Here is a 13,469-nt window from a genome sequence, read left to right as displayed (position 1 = left end):
CCCCGCTTGTGCCGGATTGCAAGTGGATGTTTCATTTGTGACATAAACAATGATCGAATCTTTTGCTCAACTCTTTGAAGAGTCCCTGAACGCCGTTGAAACCCGTCAAGGTTCCATCGTCAAGGGTACTGTCGTTGCTATCGAGAACGGTTTCGTACTGGTTGACGCCGGTCTGAAATCCGAGTCCGCTATCCCGGCTGAAGAATTCAAGAACGCCATGGGCGAGCTGGAAATCAACGTCGGCGACACCGTTGACGTGGCTCTGGACTCTATCGAAGATGGTTTCGGCGAAACCAAGCTGTCCCGCGAAAAAGCCAAGCGCCACGAAGCCTGGCTGCAGCTTGAGAAGGCTTACGAAGAGCAAGCTACCGTTATCGGTATCATCAACGGCAAGGTCAAGGGTGGTTTCACCGTTGAACTGAACGGCATCCGTGCCTTCCTGCCGGGTTCTCTGGTTGACGTGCGTCCGATCCGTGACACCGCTCACCTGGAAAACAAAGAACTCGAGTTCAAAGTCATCAAGCTGGACCAGAAGCGCAACAACGTTGTTGTTTCCCGTCGTGCCGTGATCGAGACCGAGAACACCTCCGAGCGCGAAAGCCTGCTGGCTAACCTGCAAGAAGGTCAAGAAGTTAAGGGTATCGTCAAGAACCTGACCGACTACGGTGCATTCGTAGATCTGGGCGGTGTTGACGGCCTGCTGCACATCACCGACATGGCGTGGAAGCGCGTTAAGCATCCTTCCGAAATCGTCAACGTTGGCGACGAGATCGCTGTCAAGGTTCTGAAGTTCGACCGCGAGCGTACCCGTGTATCCCTGGGTCTGAAGCAGCTGGGCGAAGATCCCTGGGTTGCTATCGCCAAGCGTTACCCGGAGACCACCCGTCTGTCTGGCCGCGTGACCAACCTGACCGACTACGGCTGCTTCGTTGAAATCGAAGAAGGCGTTGAAGGCCTGGTACACGTATCCGAGATGGATTGGACCAACAAGAACATCCACCCGTCCAAAGTTGTTAACGTTGGCGACGTGGTTGACGTGATGGTTCTGGACATCGACGAAGAGCGTCGTCGTATCTCCCTGGGTCTGAAGCAGTGCAAATCCAACCCGTGGCAGCTGTTTGCCGAAACTCACGCCAAAGGCGACCGTGTTTCCGGCAAGATCAAGTCCATCACTGACTTCGGTATCTTCATCGGTCTGGATGGCGGCATCGACGGTCTGGTTCACCTGTCTGACATCTCCTGGAACAACCAGGGCGAAGAAGCCGTGCGTGAATTCAAGAAAGGCGACGAGATCGAAGCCGTTGTTCTGCAAGTGGATCCGGAGCGTGAGCGCATCTCCCTGGGGGTCAAGCAGATCGAAGAAGACCCGTTCAACAAGTACCTGGCTGACAACAAGAAAGGTGCTATCGTGAAGGGTAAGGTTACCGAGGTTGATGCCAAAGGTGCCGTTATCGAACTGGCTGATGGCGTAGAAGGCTACCTGCGTGCCTCCGACGCTGCTCGTGACCGCGTAGAAGACGCCACTCTGGTGCTGTCTGTTGGTGACGAAGTTGAAGCTAAATTCATGGGCGTTGATCGTAAGAACCGCACCGTAAGCCTGTCTGTCCGTGCTAAGGACGAGGCTGATGAGCGTGTTGCTATCGATAACCTGAACCAGCAAGAAGAAGTTGTGTTCAGCAATGCTATGATGGAAGCGTTCAAAGCCGCCAAGGGTGAGTAATCCTTGATGCAAGAAAAGGGCGGCATTGCGCCGCCCTTTTTTATCCTGGCAAAATGAATATTGCATGTGATCGGGGAAGGAGATTTAACGTTATGACCAAATCAGATCTCATCGAACAACTGGCAGCCAGCCGCATGCATATGCCGGCCAAGGATGTCGAAGCCGCCATCAAGGAGATCCTTGAGCAGATGGCGTCGACCTTGCAAAACGGCGACCGGATTGAAATCCGCGGATTTGGCAGTTTTTCACTGCACTATCGTGCGCCCCGTGTGGGCCGCAACCCCAAGACTGGGGACAAGGTTGAACTGACCGGGAAATATGTCCCGCACTTCAAACCTGGCAAAGAGTTGCGCGAGCGCGTCAACATCATTGAATGATGCAGAAATAGGCATACCTCGGGTATGCCTTTTTTCTTTTTGGCACCGATTCCTGTGCCAATCGTCTTGTTTCTTAAACTCTTTTCCCATTCACTCTAGAGTCTGCCTGCGATTTTAAGGATAATCAGCCTCTCATTAGATACTGACAGGGAGCTCTTATGAAGCGTATTTTGGCCCTCATTCCGCTGGTGCTGGTGTTTGTTCTGACCCTGGCGCTGGGCTCACAAAATGGCCAGCTGGTTCAGTTCAATTACTTGATCGCTCAGGGTGAGTTTTCACTTGCCATGCTGTTGGGCTTCTTCTTTGCTGGCGGCTTTTTGCTGGGCTGGCTGGTATTCGGCCTGCTGTTCCTGCGCCTGAAAATGCAAAACCGCACCCTCAACCGCACCATGCGTCGTCAATCCCGCGAGTTGGAGCTGGCCCGGTCACCGGGTAAGGAATAATGTTCCTCAATGCTTGAACTGCTTTTCCTGCTGTTGCCCATCGCCGCTGGTTATGGTTGGTACATGGGTCGCAGGAGTGTTCGCCAGGACACCCAGAAACAGAGTAACCAGTTTTCCCGCCAGTATGTGGCGGGCCTCAACTATTTGCTGTCCGATGAATCCGACAAGGCGGTGGATCTCTTTATCCAGCTGCTTGAGGTGGACAGTGAAACCATTGAAACACACCTCTCCCTCGGCAACCTGTTCCGCCAGCGTGGGGAAGTCGATCGTGCCATCAAGATCCACCAGAACCTGGTAACCCGCCAGCTGACCCGGGAGCAGCGCCAGCTTGCTCTGCAGGAGCTGGCTCGCGACTTTTTGGCTGCTGGTCTGCTGGACCGAGCGGAAGCGCTCTGGAATGAGCTGTGTGACGACAGCGACTATGAAGAGACGGCGCTGGCACAGCTGTTGATCATCCATCAGCAGTTGCGGGATTGGGACAAGGCCATCGATGTGGCGGTGCGTCTGCAAAAATTCCAGGGCAAGAAGCTGGCCGACCCCATTTCCCATTTCTATTGCGAACAAGCCGAGATCGCACTGCGTGAGGGCAATAAAGGGGAAGGGCTGGCCAAGCTCAAACGGGCGCTCAGTATCAATCCGGCATGTGCCCGGGCCAGTTTGCGCCTCGCTGAGCTCGCCATGGCGGAAGGGGAGTATGAGCAGGCCAGCAAGGAGCTGCTGCGGGTGTTCGAGCAGGATATCGACTTTGCCTCCGAGGCAATGCCCAAATTGCTCGAGTGCTATCAGCAGTTGGGGCGCACGCCTGCGTTGATCCCGCTGCTTGAGAAGGCTGTGGAAGATCACGCCGGTGTCAGCGTGACCCTGGCCCTTGCCAAGCTGGTTGAAGAGCGTGATGGCCTGAGCCAGGCCCGTTCGCTGGTGTTGCGTCAGCTGCGTCGTCATCCGTCGATGAAAGGTTTTTACCAGCTGGTGGGTTTTCAGCTGGCCAGTGCGGAAGAGGGGCCTGCCAAGGAGAGCCTCGAACTGCTGCAACAGCTGGTCGGCGAGCAGATAAAAATCAAGTCAACCCACAAGTGTCGGCAGTGCGGCTTTGCCACTCACTCGCTGTTCTGGCAGTGCCCGTCTTGTCGCCAGTGGGGTTCCATCAAGCCGATCCGCGGTTTGGACGGTGAATAACAAGCAATAGGATGTGAGATGCAAGATCCCAAAGTACTGGTAGCGCTGGATTATCAGCACGAGGCAGATGCCTTAGCGTTCGTTGAACGTATCTCTCCGGCCCAGTGCCGTCTCAAGGTAGGCAAGGAGATGTTTACCCTGTTTGGCCCGCAGTTTGTACGCCAGCTGGTGGCCAAGGGATTCGATGTCTTTCTGGATCTGAAGTTTCACGATATTCCCAATACTGTTGCCAAAGCGGTGGCAGCCAGTGCCGAGCTCGGTGTCTGGATGGTCAACGTGCATGCCAGTGGTGGCGAGCGGATGATGCGTGCCGCCAAAGAGGCGCTACTGCCTTATGGCGACAAGGCCCCCCTGCTTATCGGCGTGACCGTGCTGACCAGCATGGAGCAGTCCGACATGATCCCTCTTGGTCTGGATGTGAGCCCTGCCGAGCAGGTGATCCGGCTGGCTACCTTGACCAAGGCATCCGGCTTGGATGGGGTGGTCTGTTCTGCCAACGAGGCCCATGAGCTTAAAGCCTTGCTGGGTGATGAGTTCAAGCTGGTGACCCCGGGTATTCGCCCGACCGGTTCAGCGGCCGGGGATCAGCGCCGGGTGATGACACCGAAAGCGGCGGTCGAGGCGGGGTCCGATTATCTGGTTATCGGTCGCCCCATTACGCAGGCTGCCGATCCGGCCGCCATGCTGGCCAGCATCAATGCCGAGCTGGCTGGTGCGTAACAGGCTCACTCAGTGATACGCGGTGCAGGCCGAGTAACAGGCCTGCACCGGCCCCGATAAGATGAGAGCCGATGTGTACCTTGGCATTGATCAGGGTGGATATCGGGCTCTCTCCTGCGTTGTAGAAGTCCATTGCCAGCTTGAGCCCCATCCCTGCCAACAGCAGCCAGCCCGACGTGCGGCGTCCGTGGCGGATATCCTGCATTGCCCCCCAGACAAACAGGCCATGCAGCGAGCCGGATAGCCCCATGTACCATTGGGTCTGCGGGCACCACCACCAGATCCCCAAGCCCACTGCCAACCAGAGCAGCAACATCAGCAGCGGCAGGCGAGCTCCACCCAGATAGTCGCGAAACAGGCTATAGAGGATGGCGAGGCCGCCCAGATTGAGCAGCAGGTGCCACAGATTGGTATGAGCCAGATTGCCTGTTATGATCCGCCACCCTTCGCCCCCGGCGATCAAGGGCCGATCGAATGAGAGCTGAAGATTGGGAACGGTAAAGAAGAGTAGCAAGCTGGTGAGAGAGAGCGTGATAACCCAGAGCAATCCAGATTTGTCTGACAACATGAAACAGTCCAACGACAAGAACAGTCGATACTGTACACGTTGCACCCGAGCCCTCAAAGCCTGCCTGTGCGATTATATTGTGCCGGTTGACAATCACACACCCCTCTACATCTTGCAGCACCCCAACGAGGTGGCACATCCCAAGGGGACTGCGGCGCTGCTGGCGGCCTCTTTGCAACAGTGCGAGATCCATGTGGGGGAGGACTTTTCCCGCGATGAGTGGCTCAATGGGTTGCTTGCAGATCCTTCTCGTCGCTGCTATCTACTCTGGCCGGATGAGGATGCCATTTCGCTGACCGATCTTCGCCAACAGCGGGAGAGTGAATCCTCTAGCTCCGCATCCGTCGCCTTTATCTTGCTTGACGGCACCTGGCGCAAAGCCTATCGCATGTTGCAGAGCAACCCGGCACTGGCCCGCTTGCCCCGTATCGGCATTGGTGCCATTGCCGGTCAATATGCCATTCGAAAGAAACCCTTTCCCGATGCCCTCTCTACCATAGAGGCGGGCTATCACCTCTTGTCCCGGTGGGAGGGGAGGCCGGAGCGCTATGTGCCCTTGCTGACCCTGTTCAATCGGTTGAATACCCAGTGGCAGGACTTTGCCGAAGGCCGCCGCGCGTGACAATTCAAGGAGTTATCAAGATGAAAAAAGCAGTCGTGGTTTTCAGTGGCGGTCAGGACAGCACTACTTGTCTGGTGCAGGCATTGGCCCGGTATGATGAAGTGCACGCCATCACCTTTGACTATGGCCAGCGCCATCGGGAAGAGATCGACACCGCGCGCCGTCTGGGCAGTGCACTGGGGATTGCCGCCCACAAGGTGATGGATGTGACGCTGCTCAATGAGCTGGCGGTCTCTGCCCTGACCCGTGACGACATTCCAGTCAGCTGCGAGCTGCAGGATAACGGGCTGCCCAACACCTTCGTGCCGGGCCGCAATATCCTGTTCCTGACCCTGGCTTCCATCTATGCCTATCAGGTGGGCGCCGAAGCGGTGATCACCGGTGTCTGCGAGACCGACTTCTCCGGCTATCCCGATTGCCGTGACGAGTTCGTCAAGGCCCTCAATCAGGCGGTGTCGCTGGGGTTGGATCGCGGCATCCGTTTTGAAACTCCCTTGATGTGGCTCGACAAGGCCGAGACCTGGGCTCTGGCGGATCACTATGGTCACCTCGACACGGTGCGCCAGCAGACCCTGACCTGCTACAACGGCATTGCCGGTGACGGCTGCGGCACGTGTCCTGCGTGTGAACTGCGCAGTCGCGGTCTGAACAACTATCTGGCCGACAAGGCTGGCATCATGGCCAGACTGTTTGAGAAAACCGGGCTGGGCGAGAAAAGCGCAGAGTGAGCCTGCGTCTTGCCGTGGCTTGGGGTATAATCCGCGACTTTTGCAACAAGCCGTGATCGAGATGCACTACCCAATCAACGAGATTTTCCAGACCATCCAGGGGGAGGGCATCTTTACCGGCCTGCCCGCCATCTTTGTTCGCCTGCAGGGGTGCCCGGTGGGCTGCCCCTGGTGCGATACCCGTCATACTTGGGTTGTTGATCCGGCTCGTGAAGTGGGCAAGGCGGCGGTGCTGGATCGCTCCAACGAATCCGATTGTTGGAGCCAACTTAGCACCGCGCAGATTATCAAGAGCTTTACCGACCTGGGTTATCAGGCGCGCCATGTGGTGATCACCGGTGGCGAGCCCTGCCTCTACGATCTGCACGAACTCTCGTCAGCCCTGCTGGCGGCGGGTTATCAGGTGCAGATTGAAACCAGTGGCACCAGCGAGATCAAGACCCATGAGCAGACCTGGGTGACCGTCTCCCCCAAAATTGGCATGAAAGGGGGGCTGCCTGTGCTGGTCTCGGCGCTGGAGCGGGCCAACGAGATCAAGCATCCGGTGGCCACCGAGCACCATATTGAAGAGCTGGATACGCTGCTCGCTACTGCTACCCTGCGCCCTGATGTGGTCATTGCCTTGCAGCCGATCAGCCAGAAGCCAAGGGCCACCCAATTGGCGATGGATACCTGTATTGCGCGTAACTGGCGACTCTCAATCCAGACTCATAAATATCTGGATATCGATTAATATGGATTGGCTATCCGACGAACAGGTACTGCTGACCCTGACCAACAAGATGCCTTACGGTAAATATAAGGGGCGGCGTATCATCGATATTCCCGAGCCCTATCTGGTGTGGATGGCGCGCAGCGGTTTTCCGGCGGGTAAATTGGGCCAGACGCTGGCGCTGGCTTACGAAATCAAACTCAATGGGCTCGAGTCCATGATTATTCCCATTATTAACAGGATATCGGTATGAGAATATATACGAGGCAGGGCGACAAGGGCATGACCCGGCTGGCCGATGGTATCCCATTGCCTAAGGATCATTTGCGGGTCGAGACCTACGGTTATATCGATGAGCTCAACTCCCATATTGGCTTGCTGATTTGTGACGTCCCATCGCAAGAGGTCGGCTTATTGGCCGATTTACAGCTGTTGCAACAGGAGTTGTTTGATCTGGGGGGCGAGTTGGCATTCTCCAGCGACGCCCAGAATGAATCGATTTGGCAGGTTAATGCCGCCTGGACCAATCGCCTTGAACAGCAGATAGATCGTTATAGTGAGCCATTGCCACCGCTGCGCCAATTTATATTGCCCGGTGGTTCCCGTGCCGCGGCGCAAGCACATGTGGTGCGTACTCTGGTGCGTCATTGCGAGCGCTTGCTGCTGACATTGAGCCGGGAAGAGCGGGTCAATCCCGAGGTGCTGCCCTATCTGAACCGGATGAGTGACTGGTTCTTTACCGTTGCCCGCTATCTCATCTGCGTAGCAGGGGATCGTGAAGTGCTGTGGGTTAAGGCAGCAGATCGCCCGCAATCGGCTATCTGATATTTCACGTTTAAGCTGCAATAAAAAAACCTCGCCAAGGCGAGGTTTTTTTATTCGCAACGCAAAAGCTGTCAGATAGCAAAATCTTCCAGTGATTTGCCTGCTGCCACTGCGCTGGCAATGACCGAAGGCATACGGCCCTGGCCGGTCCAGGTTTTCTCTACGCCATTATCCTGATAGCGATATTTGGCCGGACGTGGCGCCCGCTTGGCTTTTTCTGATTTGCCGGGGTTGGTAGCGACAGCGCTTACCAATTCTGCCGGGTCAATACCGGCGGCTTTCAGCATTTCGCTATATTCGTTAATTTTCCGCAGATGCTCTTCACGGGCCTGACGCTCGGCAGCTTCATCCTGCTGACGTTCGGCAACGATAGTAGAGAGTTTTTCCAGTGCCTCTTCCAGTTGTTCCAGAGAAAGCTCGCGGCAGGTCGCACGCAGACTGCGGATATTAAGCAGTACCTTTAAAAATTCATTCATAGGAGTTACCACGTCGAGTCAGAGAAAAATAATATGTTCCAGCAGATTCTTGCTTGGCGATTTAAATAAGTCAAGCTGGGTTAAATATTATATCCGTGGGGAACATCAATACAGATATTTAATATGGCCAGCAATAGGCTTGGTGATTGGATGCCAATGAAACCGCAGCAGGTGAAAATAGCGTCAAAGCTGGCGTTGTTGCATCATTTGACTACCATTTTCCGACCTTGATCTGTTTATCATGACTATTTAATCAAAAAACTTGCTATAAGCCGCCATCTCGATAAAATGTGCGGCGAATACCTTTAAGTAGAGGCGCGCTGCCTATGAGTATTTGTGCGGAGGGTGATGCCTGTGATGCACAAGGAAAGGAGTCAGCGCCGAAGTGGCCAGGCCATCATACCGGGCTGCTGGTTCTGCATCTAATAGGTGCAGGACTGCCATAGTCATCCACTATGGAGCGCTACCTGAAGGGGCTGAGGAGTATGACCTCCCCATAGGTTTTGTTTCTTTAGATCCTCTCGGTAGATCTCCACCTGTAATCTTTAGGTGCAAAGAGATCATGGACATTAGTCATTTCGCCGACTCCGGTTGGTCCGTTCTTCCCCCCCTGTTGGCTGTCGCGCTGGCGATCATGACCCGCCGCGTGCTTCTGTCCCTTGGTGTGGGCATCGTCACCGGCAGTTTGCTGCTCAATCAGTTTTCACCCCTCGAATCCCTGCATTACATGTTGAATACCGTGCTCAAGATCTTCTGGGTCGATGGCGCGCTCAATCGTGACAACGTCAACATGATCCTGTTTATGCTGCTGCTGGGTGGCCTCATCAGCCTGATGAGCGTCTCCGGGGCGACCCGTGCCTTTGCCGAGTGGGCCGAGCGTCGTGCCAAGACCCGCAAGGGCGCCAAAGCGCTGACTGGCATGATGGTGTTTGCCTTCTTTATCGATGACTTCTTCCACAGCCTGTCGGTGGGGGCTATCTGCCGTCCGGTGACCGACCGCTTCCAGATCTCCCGTGCCAAATTGGCCTATCTGCTGGACTCCACCGCGGCGCCGGTCTGCGTGCTGATGCCCATCTCCTCCTGGGGGGCTTATATCATCGCCCTGGTTGGCGGCATCATGGCGGCCCACGGTCTGACTGAACAGAGCCCCATCGCGGCATTTGTCGAGATGATCCCGATGAACCTCTACGCCGTCTTCACCCTGATCATGGTGCTGGTGGTGATTGCATTCCAACTCGACATCGGCCCGATGCGTCAACACGAAGCGTGGGCGCTGGAAGGCAAGCTGTGGGATGAGTCCAAGGGCCGCCCCATCGGTCTGGATATGGAGAGCCCGGAAGAGAGCAACGGCGGCATGATCGACATGGTACTGCCGATCCTGACCCTGACAGCTGCCACCATCTATTTCATGATTGATTCCGGTGCTGCGGTGCTGAGCGAGAAGGGGCTGCCGTTCAGCGTGCTCGGCTCGTTCGAAAACACCAACGTCGGCTCTTCGCTGGTCTACGGTGCCCTGTGCAGTCTGGTGGTCTCCATCGGTCTGGCGATGCGCCTGAAGCTGGGAGCCAAGAACTGGATCAAGGCCGCGCCGCAAGGTGTCATGGCCATGCTGCCGGCCATCAACATCCTGCTGTTCGCCTGGACCATCGGTGCCGTGGTGCGTGATGTGGAGACCGGCAAGTACCTGGCTTCGCTGGCTAACGGCAACCTGCCGATCGAAGTGCTGCCTGCTGTGGTCTTTATCCTCTCCTGTGCCATGGCGTTTGCCACCGGCACCAGCTGGGGTACCTTCGGCATCATGCTGCCGCTGGCCGGTGACATGGCCGCCGCCAGCGACATCAGCCTGATGTTGCCGATGCTGGCTGCGGTACTGGCTGGCTCGGTGTTCGGGGATCACAGCTCACCCATCTCCAGCACCAGCATCCTCTCTGCCACCGGTGCCGGTTGCCATCACATCGATCACGTGATGACCCAGCTGCCCTATGCACTGGCCATCGCCTTCGGCGCGGCCATCGGTTACCTGGCGATGGGCTTGATGCACTCCAGCCTGGCCGGTTTCAGTGTCAGTGCCCTCTGGTTCGTGCTCTTTACCGGCTATCACCTGAAAAAGGCCAAAGCGCGGCCAGTGCTGGCCACCGCGTAACATTTATAGAGCAAGGGGCCCGCGGGCCCCTTGGTTTTGTCAGGGGCTTTGGTTAGCATGCGCCCCATAAATTCAGTTTCGGAACAGTATCATGGCTTCACTGCACTACAAATTTGCCACCATGAATTCAGGCAAATCCACCCAGCTCATTCAGGCGCACTTCAACTATCTGGAGCGGGGTATGCATCCTCTGGCGATGACGCCAGCCATCGATGACCGTTTCGGGGTCGGGGTGATCAGTGCCCGGGTTGGCCTTGAACTGAAGGTGGACGTGTTCAGCGACAGCTGCGATCTGTTTGAAATGGTGAAAGCGCGCCATGCGAAGAAACATATCGATGTTTTCATCGTGGACGAGGCCCAGTTCCTGACCCGTGAGCAGGTCTACCAGCTGGCCCGCATCGTCGATGAGCAGGATATTCCGGTGATGGCCTATGGCCTCAAGACCGATTTTCGCGGCGAGCTGTTCCCGGGCTCCTACCATCTGCTCTGTCTGGCCGACAAGTTTGAAGAGCTGAAGAGCATCTGCTGGTGTGGCAACAAGGCTCACATGAACTCCCGGGTCAACGAAGCGGGGCAGGTGATGCGTGATGGCGAACAGGTGGAGATCGGCGGCAACGATCGCTATGTGTCACTCTGTCGCAAACACTATCTCGAAGGTCGGGCTTACAAGTAATTCGGCTGCGATATTTGAATCGTCGAGCAGGGCGCCAATCTGGCGCCCTTTTTATTTTCCTGCTTGCTTCTCTGCGGTTCAGTCGATCTCGATATCCACCGGCGCAATGATGGGGTCGGCCACCGGCAGGCGTTGAAATAGCTGGCGGAAATGGTGCTGTACCCGGCCGATATCGACCAGTGACATGCCGGAGGCAAAACCGAACCAGACATAGAGGCCGGTGAGATCGCGAAACATCGGCGGCAAATAGCGGGGAGCGGCGATCAGCCCCTCCAGATAGTGCTGATAGAGCACCGGAATGTCATCCAGTGTCACCTTGCCGACAAACAGCATCGGCAGGATCTCGGGCACCCCTTCCAGTACGGCGCTGCGGATGAAGTTGACCGTCTCCACATAGCCACGCACGTAGGAGAGATCCTTGGTAAAGCAGGCGCCGCCGCCCACCATGCCGCCACGAAAGACCCGCTGGGTGATCTTGTAGGCGTCGTGCTCGCTGGTGCCCTGCTGCACGAAGTGCTGAAACACCTCGATAAAATCGGCGCCGCGCTCGGCCATGTCGATGGCCATCACCCGATCGGAGATACGCTTGGCCCGATCCGGAAAGGAGCTGAAGGTGAGGGTCTCTATCAATACCGCCAGCCCCTCCTGACAGGCGGTGATCCGCGGTGAACCGGCGCTCAGCCAGGTGGCATAGGGCTGCTGGCGACCGTTGAGGGTGGTGCCGACATGGACCCACCCCTCGTGTACCTCCAGTACCTGCAAATCCAGCTCGGAGAAACGGGCGTGGGAGTTGAGCTTGATGTAGTCGCCCCCGGCCGCGGCGTCGGAGACGATGCCATCGCTCAGCTTCACCTGCACAGTGCCGTCGCTGAAGTAGCTCGACAGCTTGCCCTGTAGTTTGGCGACTGCCGCTTCTCCTTCGAACTCCTTGGGGTAGGGGCGCACCAGATGGCGCGCGCCGGGCAGGGAGAAGATATCGCACAGGCGGGCGCCCAGCTCCTTGAGAGTTTTGCGATCCCCGCGCAGGTGATCGCTGGCAGAGCCATAAAGCAGCTGGCTGTAACGCTGAAAATCGGGTTGGCCGCGCTGGCGCAGCATCTCGATCACCACCATGTACTGATCGACCGTCTCTTGCAGGATCCGGCCAAGATCGTCCTGTGGCCCCAACTTTCTGCGGATCCTGTCCCGCAGCTCCTTGAGCTCCAGATACTTGTTGCGCGGATCGAAGCCGAGGGGGAGGGCATCATAGAAGTGCCTGTCGATAGCGGGCAGCTCCCTGCCACCGCTTGCCAGAAAGCGATCCTGCAGATGGCGTGGCCATTTGATGGCATCCAGAATGCGGATGGGTTTTTGCAGGGTGAGCAGCTCATCCGAGAGTGATTTCAGATGAAGGCGATACTTTTCTTGGATAGTCATGGGGCCCCCTGTGGGGCAAGCGTCATCGTGGATTTGGCTGAGTATATGCATAGCGCTTGCCAAAAAGAAGCGAGGCGCAGGGTTATCGGGTTGGCGTGCTTTTTGTTGATAGCAAATTGGTTTAGACTGCGCCCCTTGATCCCAATCTTGTCGTGGAAATGATGAATATCCCCAGCTCCGAAATGATAATGCGTTGGTTGCAACAGGCTCGTATCGAGCACTATGTCTGCGACCAGTGTCACGGTATCCACATTGTCTCTTTGCAGTCGGTCGATGGTATTCAGGAGAGCCGGATCTTCGTGGAAGAGGAAGGCCTGCTGTTCTCCTCCGAGCTGGAAGTGCGCCCCTCCGCAATGCTGCCGCTGGTTGCCGAACTGGGCCGACTCAATATGCAGTACCCCTCCCTCAAGGTGTTCCTCGATATCATCGATGACAACCTGCCGCGGCTGGTGGTCGGCCACACCGTCTTTACTAAGGCCGGACTCAGCGTCGAGCAGTTCCTGCTGTTCGTGCAAAGCACCATCGCCGCCACCCACGAATTGGTTGCCGAATGCGAACGTTCCGGCTTCCTCAACCTGCCGGAAATTCAGGTTGCACCGGAATCTGTGCATTAAGTGTTCGAACGGTTCGCCAGGTGAAAAAAGCCGTTGACGCGGGCGGGGCTTTCCCCTAAATTACGCCCCGTTCCAGCGCAACAGCGTAGCGAACACCGTGTTGGCTGAACACGTTAAACCACAGACCAAAATTTGGTGAGGTGTCCGAGTGGCTGAAGGAGCACGCCTGGAAAGTGTGTATACGGCAACGTATCGAGGGTTCGAATCCCTCCCTCACCGCCAAATTGCAAAGCCCCGATGGAAACATCGGGGCTTT

16 protein-coding genes, 1 tRNA gene and 1 riboswitch are annotated in these 13,469 nt (G+C 56.5%); of the genes, 14 read left to right on the top strand and 3 right to left on the bottom strand.

Features of this window, described 5'->3' with window-relative positions; translation table 11 throughout:
- Window positions 1-49 precede the first annotated feature (49 nt).
- The 5 genes from rpsA (at window position 50) to pyrF (ending at window position 4,436) form a co-directional block, all read left to right on the top strand.
- Window positions 50-1,720: a 30S ribosomal protein S1 gene (rpsA, locus tag LRL22_RS11790; protein WP_005337148.1), complete on the top strand. Its 1,671-nt coding sequence runs from the start codon at window positions 50-52 to the stop codon at window positions 1,718-1,720.
- A gap of 92 nt (window positions 1,721-1,812) precedes the next feature.
- Window positions 1,813-2,097: an integration host factor subunit beta gene (ihfB, locus tag LRL22_RS11785; protein ID WP_005299934.1), complete on the top strand. Its 285-nt coding sequence runs from the start codon at window positions 1,813-1,815 to the stop codon at window positions 2,095-2,097.
- Window positions 2,098-2,255: 158 nt separating this feature from the next.
- The gene (locus LRL22_RS11780; protein WP_005337143.1) at window positions 2,256-2,540 is read left to right on the top strand and encodes a LapA family protein; all 285 of its coding nucleotides are present in this window, start codon (window positions 2,256-2,258) and stop codon (window positions 2,538-2,540) included.
- A gap of 9 nt (window positions 2,541-2,549) precedes the next feature.
- On the top strand, window positions 2,550-3,716 hold the full coding sequence (gene lapB, locus LRL22_RS11775; RefSeq protein WP_005346478.1) for a lipopolysaccharide assembly protein LapB: 1,167 nt from the start codon (window positions 2,550-2,552) through the stop codon (window positions 3,714-3,716).
- Between the two features lie 18 nt (window positions 3,717-3,734).
- Window positions 3,735-4,436, top strand: coding sequence for an orotidine-5'-phosphate decarboxylase (gene pyrF / locus LRL22_RS11770; RefSeq protein ID WP_005351164.1), 702 nt, complete (start codon window positions 3,735-3,737; stop codon window positions 4,434-4,436).
- Here the strand turns inward: pyrF and rrtA are convergent.
- Window positions 4,411-5,004, bottom strand: coding sequence for a rhombosortase (rrtA, locus tag LRL22_RS11765; RefSeq protein WP_164537041.1), 594 nt, complete (start codon window positions 5,002-5,004; stop codon window positions 4,411-4,413). The genes pyrF and rrtA overlap by 26 nt on opposite strands.
- Between rrtA and LRL22_RS11760 the strand changes: the two genes are divergently transcribed.
- The 5 genes from LRL22_RS11760 (at window position 5,003) to LRL22_RS11740 (ending at window position 7,891) form a co-directional block, all read left to right on the top strand.
- Window positions 5,003-5,626 (top strand): tRNA-uridine aminocarboxypropyltransferase, encoded by a 624-nt coding sequence (locus tag LRL22_RS11760; RefSeq protein WP_270905447.1) that lies wholly within the window; start codon window positions 5,003-5,005, stop codon window positions 5,624-5,626. The two genes, rrtA and LRL22_RS11760, sit on opposite strands and share 2 nt — an antisense overlap.
- 20 nt (window positions 5,627-5,646) lie before the next feature.
- On the top strand, window positions 5,647-6,354 hold the full coding sequence (gene queC / locus LRL22_RS11755; RefSeq protein WP_005359893.1) for a 7-cyano-7-deazaguanine synthase QueC: 708 nt from the start codon (window positions 5,647-5,649) through the stop codon (window positions 6,352-6,354).
- Window positions 6,355-6,415: 61 nt separating this feature from the next.
- Window positions 6,416-7,087 (top strand): 7-carboxy-7-deazaguanine synthase QueE, encoded by a 672-nt coding sequence (gene queE, locus LRL22_RS11750; protein ID WP_019444695.1) that lies wholly within the window; start codon window positions 6,416-6,418, stop codon window positions 7,085-7,087.
- A 1-nt stretch (window position 7,088) separates the two neighbouring features.
- On the top strand, window positions 7,089-7,319 hold the full coding sequence (locus LRL22_RS11745; protein ID WP_270905446.1) for a DUF3820 family protein: 231 nt from the start codon (window positions 7,089-7,091) through the stop codon (window positions 7,317-7,319).
- On the top strand, window positions 7,316-7,891 hold the full coding sequence (locus LRL22_RS11740; protein ID WP_270905445.1) for a cob(I)yrinic acid a,c-diamide adenosyltransferase: 576 nt from the start codon (window positions 7,316-7,318) through the stop codon (window positions 7,889-7,891). Before LRL22_RS11745 ends, LRL22_RS11740 begins: the two co-directional genes overlap by 4 nt.
- 71 nt (window positions 7,892-7,962) lie before the next feature.
- Here the strand turns inward: LRL22_RS11740 and LRL22_RS11735 are convergent, their stop codons facing one another.
- Window positions 7,963-8,367, bottom strand: a complete 405-nt coding sequence (locus LRL22_RS11735; protein ID WP_075115902.1) for an H-NS family histone-like protein — start codon at window positions 8,365-8,367, stop codon at window positions 7,963-7,965.
- Between the two features lie 302 nt (window positions 8,368-8,669).
- Window positions 8,670-8,841: riboswitch (Lysine riboswitch) on the top strand.
- A gap of 88 nt (window positions 8,842-8,929) precedes the next feature.
- On the opposite strand from LRL22_RS11735, the gene LRL22_RS11730 reads away from it, so the two are divergent.
- Both LRL22_RS11730 and LRL22_RS11725 read left to right on the top strand, forming a co-directional pair.
- Window positions 8,930-10,510, top strand: coding sequence for a Na+/H+ antiporter NhaC family protein (locus tag LRL22_RS11730; protein ID WP_005359896.1), 1,581 nt, complete (start codon window positions 8,930-8,932; stop codon window positions 10,508-10,510).
- A 91-nt stretch (window positions 10,511-10,601) separates the two neighbouring features.
- Entirely contained in the window at window positions 10,602-11,183 is a 582-nt protein-coding gene (locus LRL22_RS11725; RefSeq protein ID WP_005351181.1) for a thymidine kinase, read from the top strand.
- Between the two features lie 78 nt (window positions 11,184-11,261).
- Here LRL22_RS11725 and LRL22_RS11720 read toward each other — a convergent pair whose 3' ends face one another.
- A complete protein-coding gene (locus LRL22_RS11720) occupies window positions 11,262-12,599 on the bottom strand; it encodes a flavohemoglobin expression-modulating QEGLA motif protein (protein ID WP_005337120.1) in 1,338 nt (445 codons plus the stop codon).
- Between the two features lie 158 nt (window positions 12,600-12,757).
- Between LRL22_RS11720 and LRL22_RS11715 the strand changes: the two genes are divergently transcribed.
- Both LRL22_RS11715 and LRL22_RS11710 read left to right on the top strand, forming a co-directional pair.
- On the top strand, window positions 12,758-13,213 hold the full coding sequence (locus LRL22_RS11715; protein ID WP_005337119.1) for a YbjN domain-containing protein: 456 nt from the start codon (window positions 12,758-12,760) through the stop codon (window positions 13,211-13,213).
- A 134-nt stretch (window positions 13,214-13,347) separates the two neighbouring features.
- A tRNA-Ser gene (locus tag LRL22_RS11710) sits at window positions 13,348-13,435 on the top strand.
- Window positions 13,436-13,469 lie beyond the last annotated feature (34 nt).

Origin of the sequence: Aeromonas sp. PI_26, assembly GCF_027854445.1 — a bacterium.
GTDB lineage: Bacteria > Pseudomonadota > Gammaproteobacteria > Enterobacterales > Aeromonadaceae > Aeromonas > Aeromonas veronii.
Note: the sequence above shows the minus strand (reverse complement) of the source record. Positions and strands in the feature narration are given on the sequence as shown.

Bases quoted from the DNA above. Each gene is read 5' to 3' on its own strand.
- LRL22_RS11745 (WP_270905446.1), top strand. From the start codon at position 7,089: ATGGATTGGCTATCCGACGAACAGGTACTGCTGACCCTGACCAACAAG.
- ihfB (WP_005299934.1), top strand. From the start codon at position 1,813: ATGACCAAATCAGATCTCATCGAACAACTGGCAGCCAGCCGCATGCAT.
- LRL22_RS11715 (WP_005337119.1), top strand. From the start codon at position 12,758: ATGATGAATATCCCCAGCTCCGAAATGATAATGCGTTGGTTGCAACAG.
- rpsA (WP_005337148.1), top strand. From the start codon at position 50: ATGATCGAATCTTTTGCTCAACTCTTTGAAGAGTCCCTGAACGCCGTT.
- LRL22_RS11740 (WP_270905445.1), top strand. From the start codon at position 7,316: ATGAGAATATATACGAGGCAGGGCGACAAGGGCATGACCCGGCTGGCC.
- LRL22_RS11760 (WP_270905447.1), top strand. From the start codon at position 5,003: ATGAAACAGTCCAACGACAAGAACAGTCGATACTGTACACGTTGCACC.
- pyrF (WP_005351164.1), top strand. From the start codon at position 3,735: ATGCAAGATCCCAAAGTACTGGTAGCGCTGGATTATCAGCACGAGGCA.
- rrtA (WP_164537041.1), bottom strand. From the start codon at position 5,004: ATGTTGTCAGACAAATCTGGATTGCTCTGGGTTATCACGCTCTCTCTC.
- LRL22_RS11725 (WP_005351181.1), top strand. From the start codon at position 10,602: ATGGCTTCACTGCACTACAAATTTGCCACCATGAATTCAGGCAAATCC.
- queE (WP_019444695.1), top strand. From the start codon at position 6,416: ATGCACTACCCAATCAACGAGATTTTCCAGACCATCCAGGGGGAGGGC.
- LRL22_RS11780 (WP_005337143.1), top strand. From the start codon at position 2,256: ATGAAGCGTATTTTGGCCCTCATTCCGCTGGTGCTGGTGTTTGTTCTG.
- LRL22_RS11720 (WP_005337120.1), bottom strand. From the start codon at position 12,599: ATGACTATCCAAGAAAAGTATCGCCTTCATCTGAAATCACTCTCGGAT.
- LRL22_RS11730 (WP_005359896.1), top strand. From the start codon at position 8,930: ATGGACATTAGTCATTTCGCCGACTCCGGTTGGTCCGTTCTTCCCCCC.
- queC (WP_005359893.1), top strand. From the start codon at position 5,647: ATGAAAAAAGCAGTCGTGGTTTTCAGTGGCGGTCAGGACAGCACTACT.
- lapB (WP_005346478.1), top strand. From the start codon at position 2,550: ATGCTTGAACTGCTTTTCCTGCTGTTGCCCATCGCCGCTGGTTATGGT.
- LRL22_RS11735 (WP_075115902.1), bottom strand. From the start codon at position 8,367: ATGAATGAATTTTTAAAGGTACTGCTTAATATCCGCAGTCTGCGTGCG.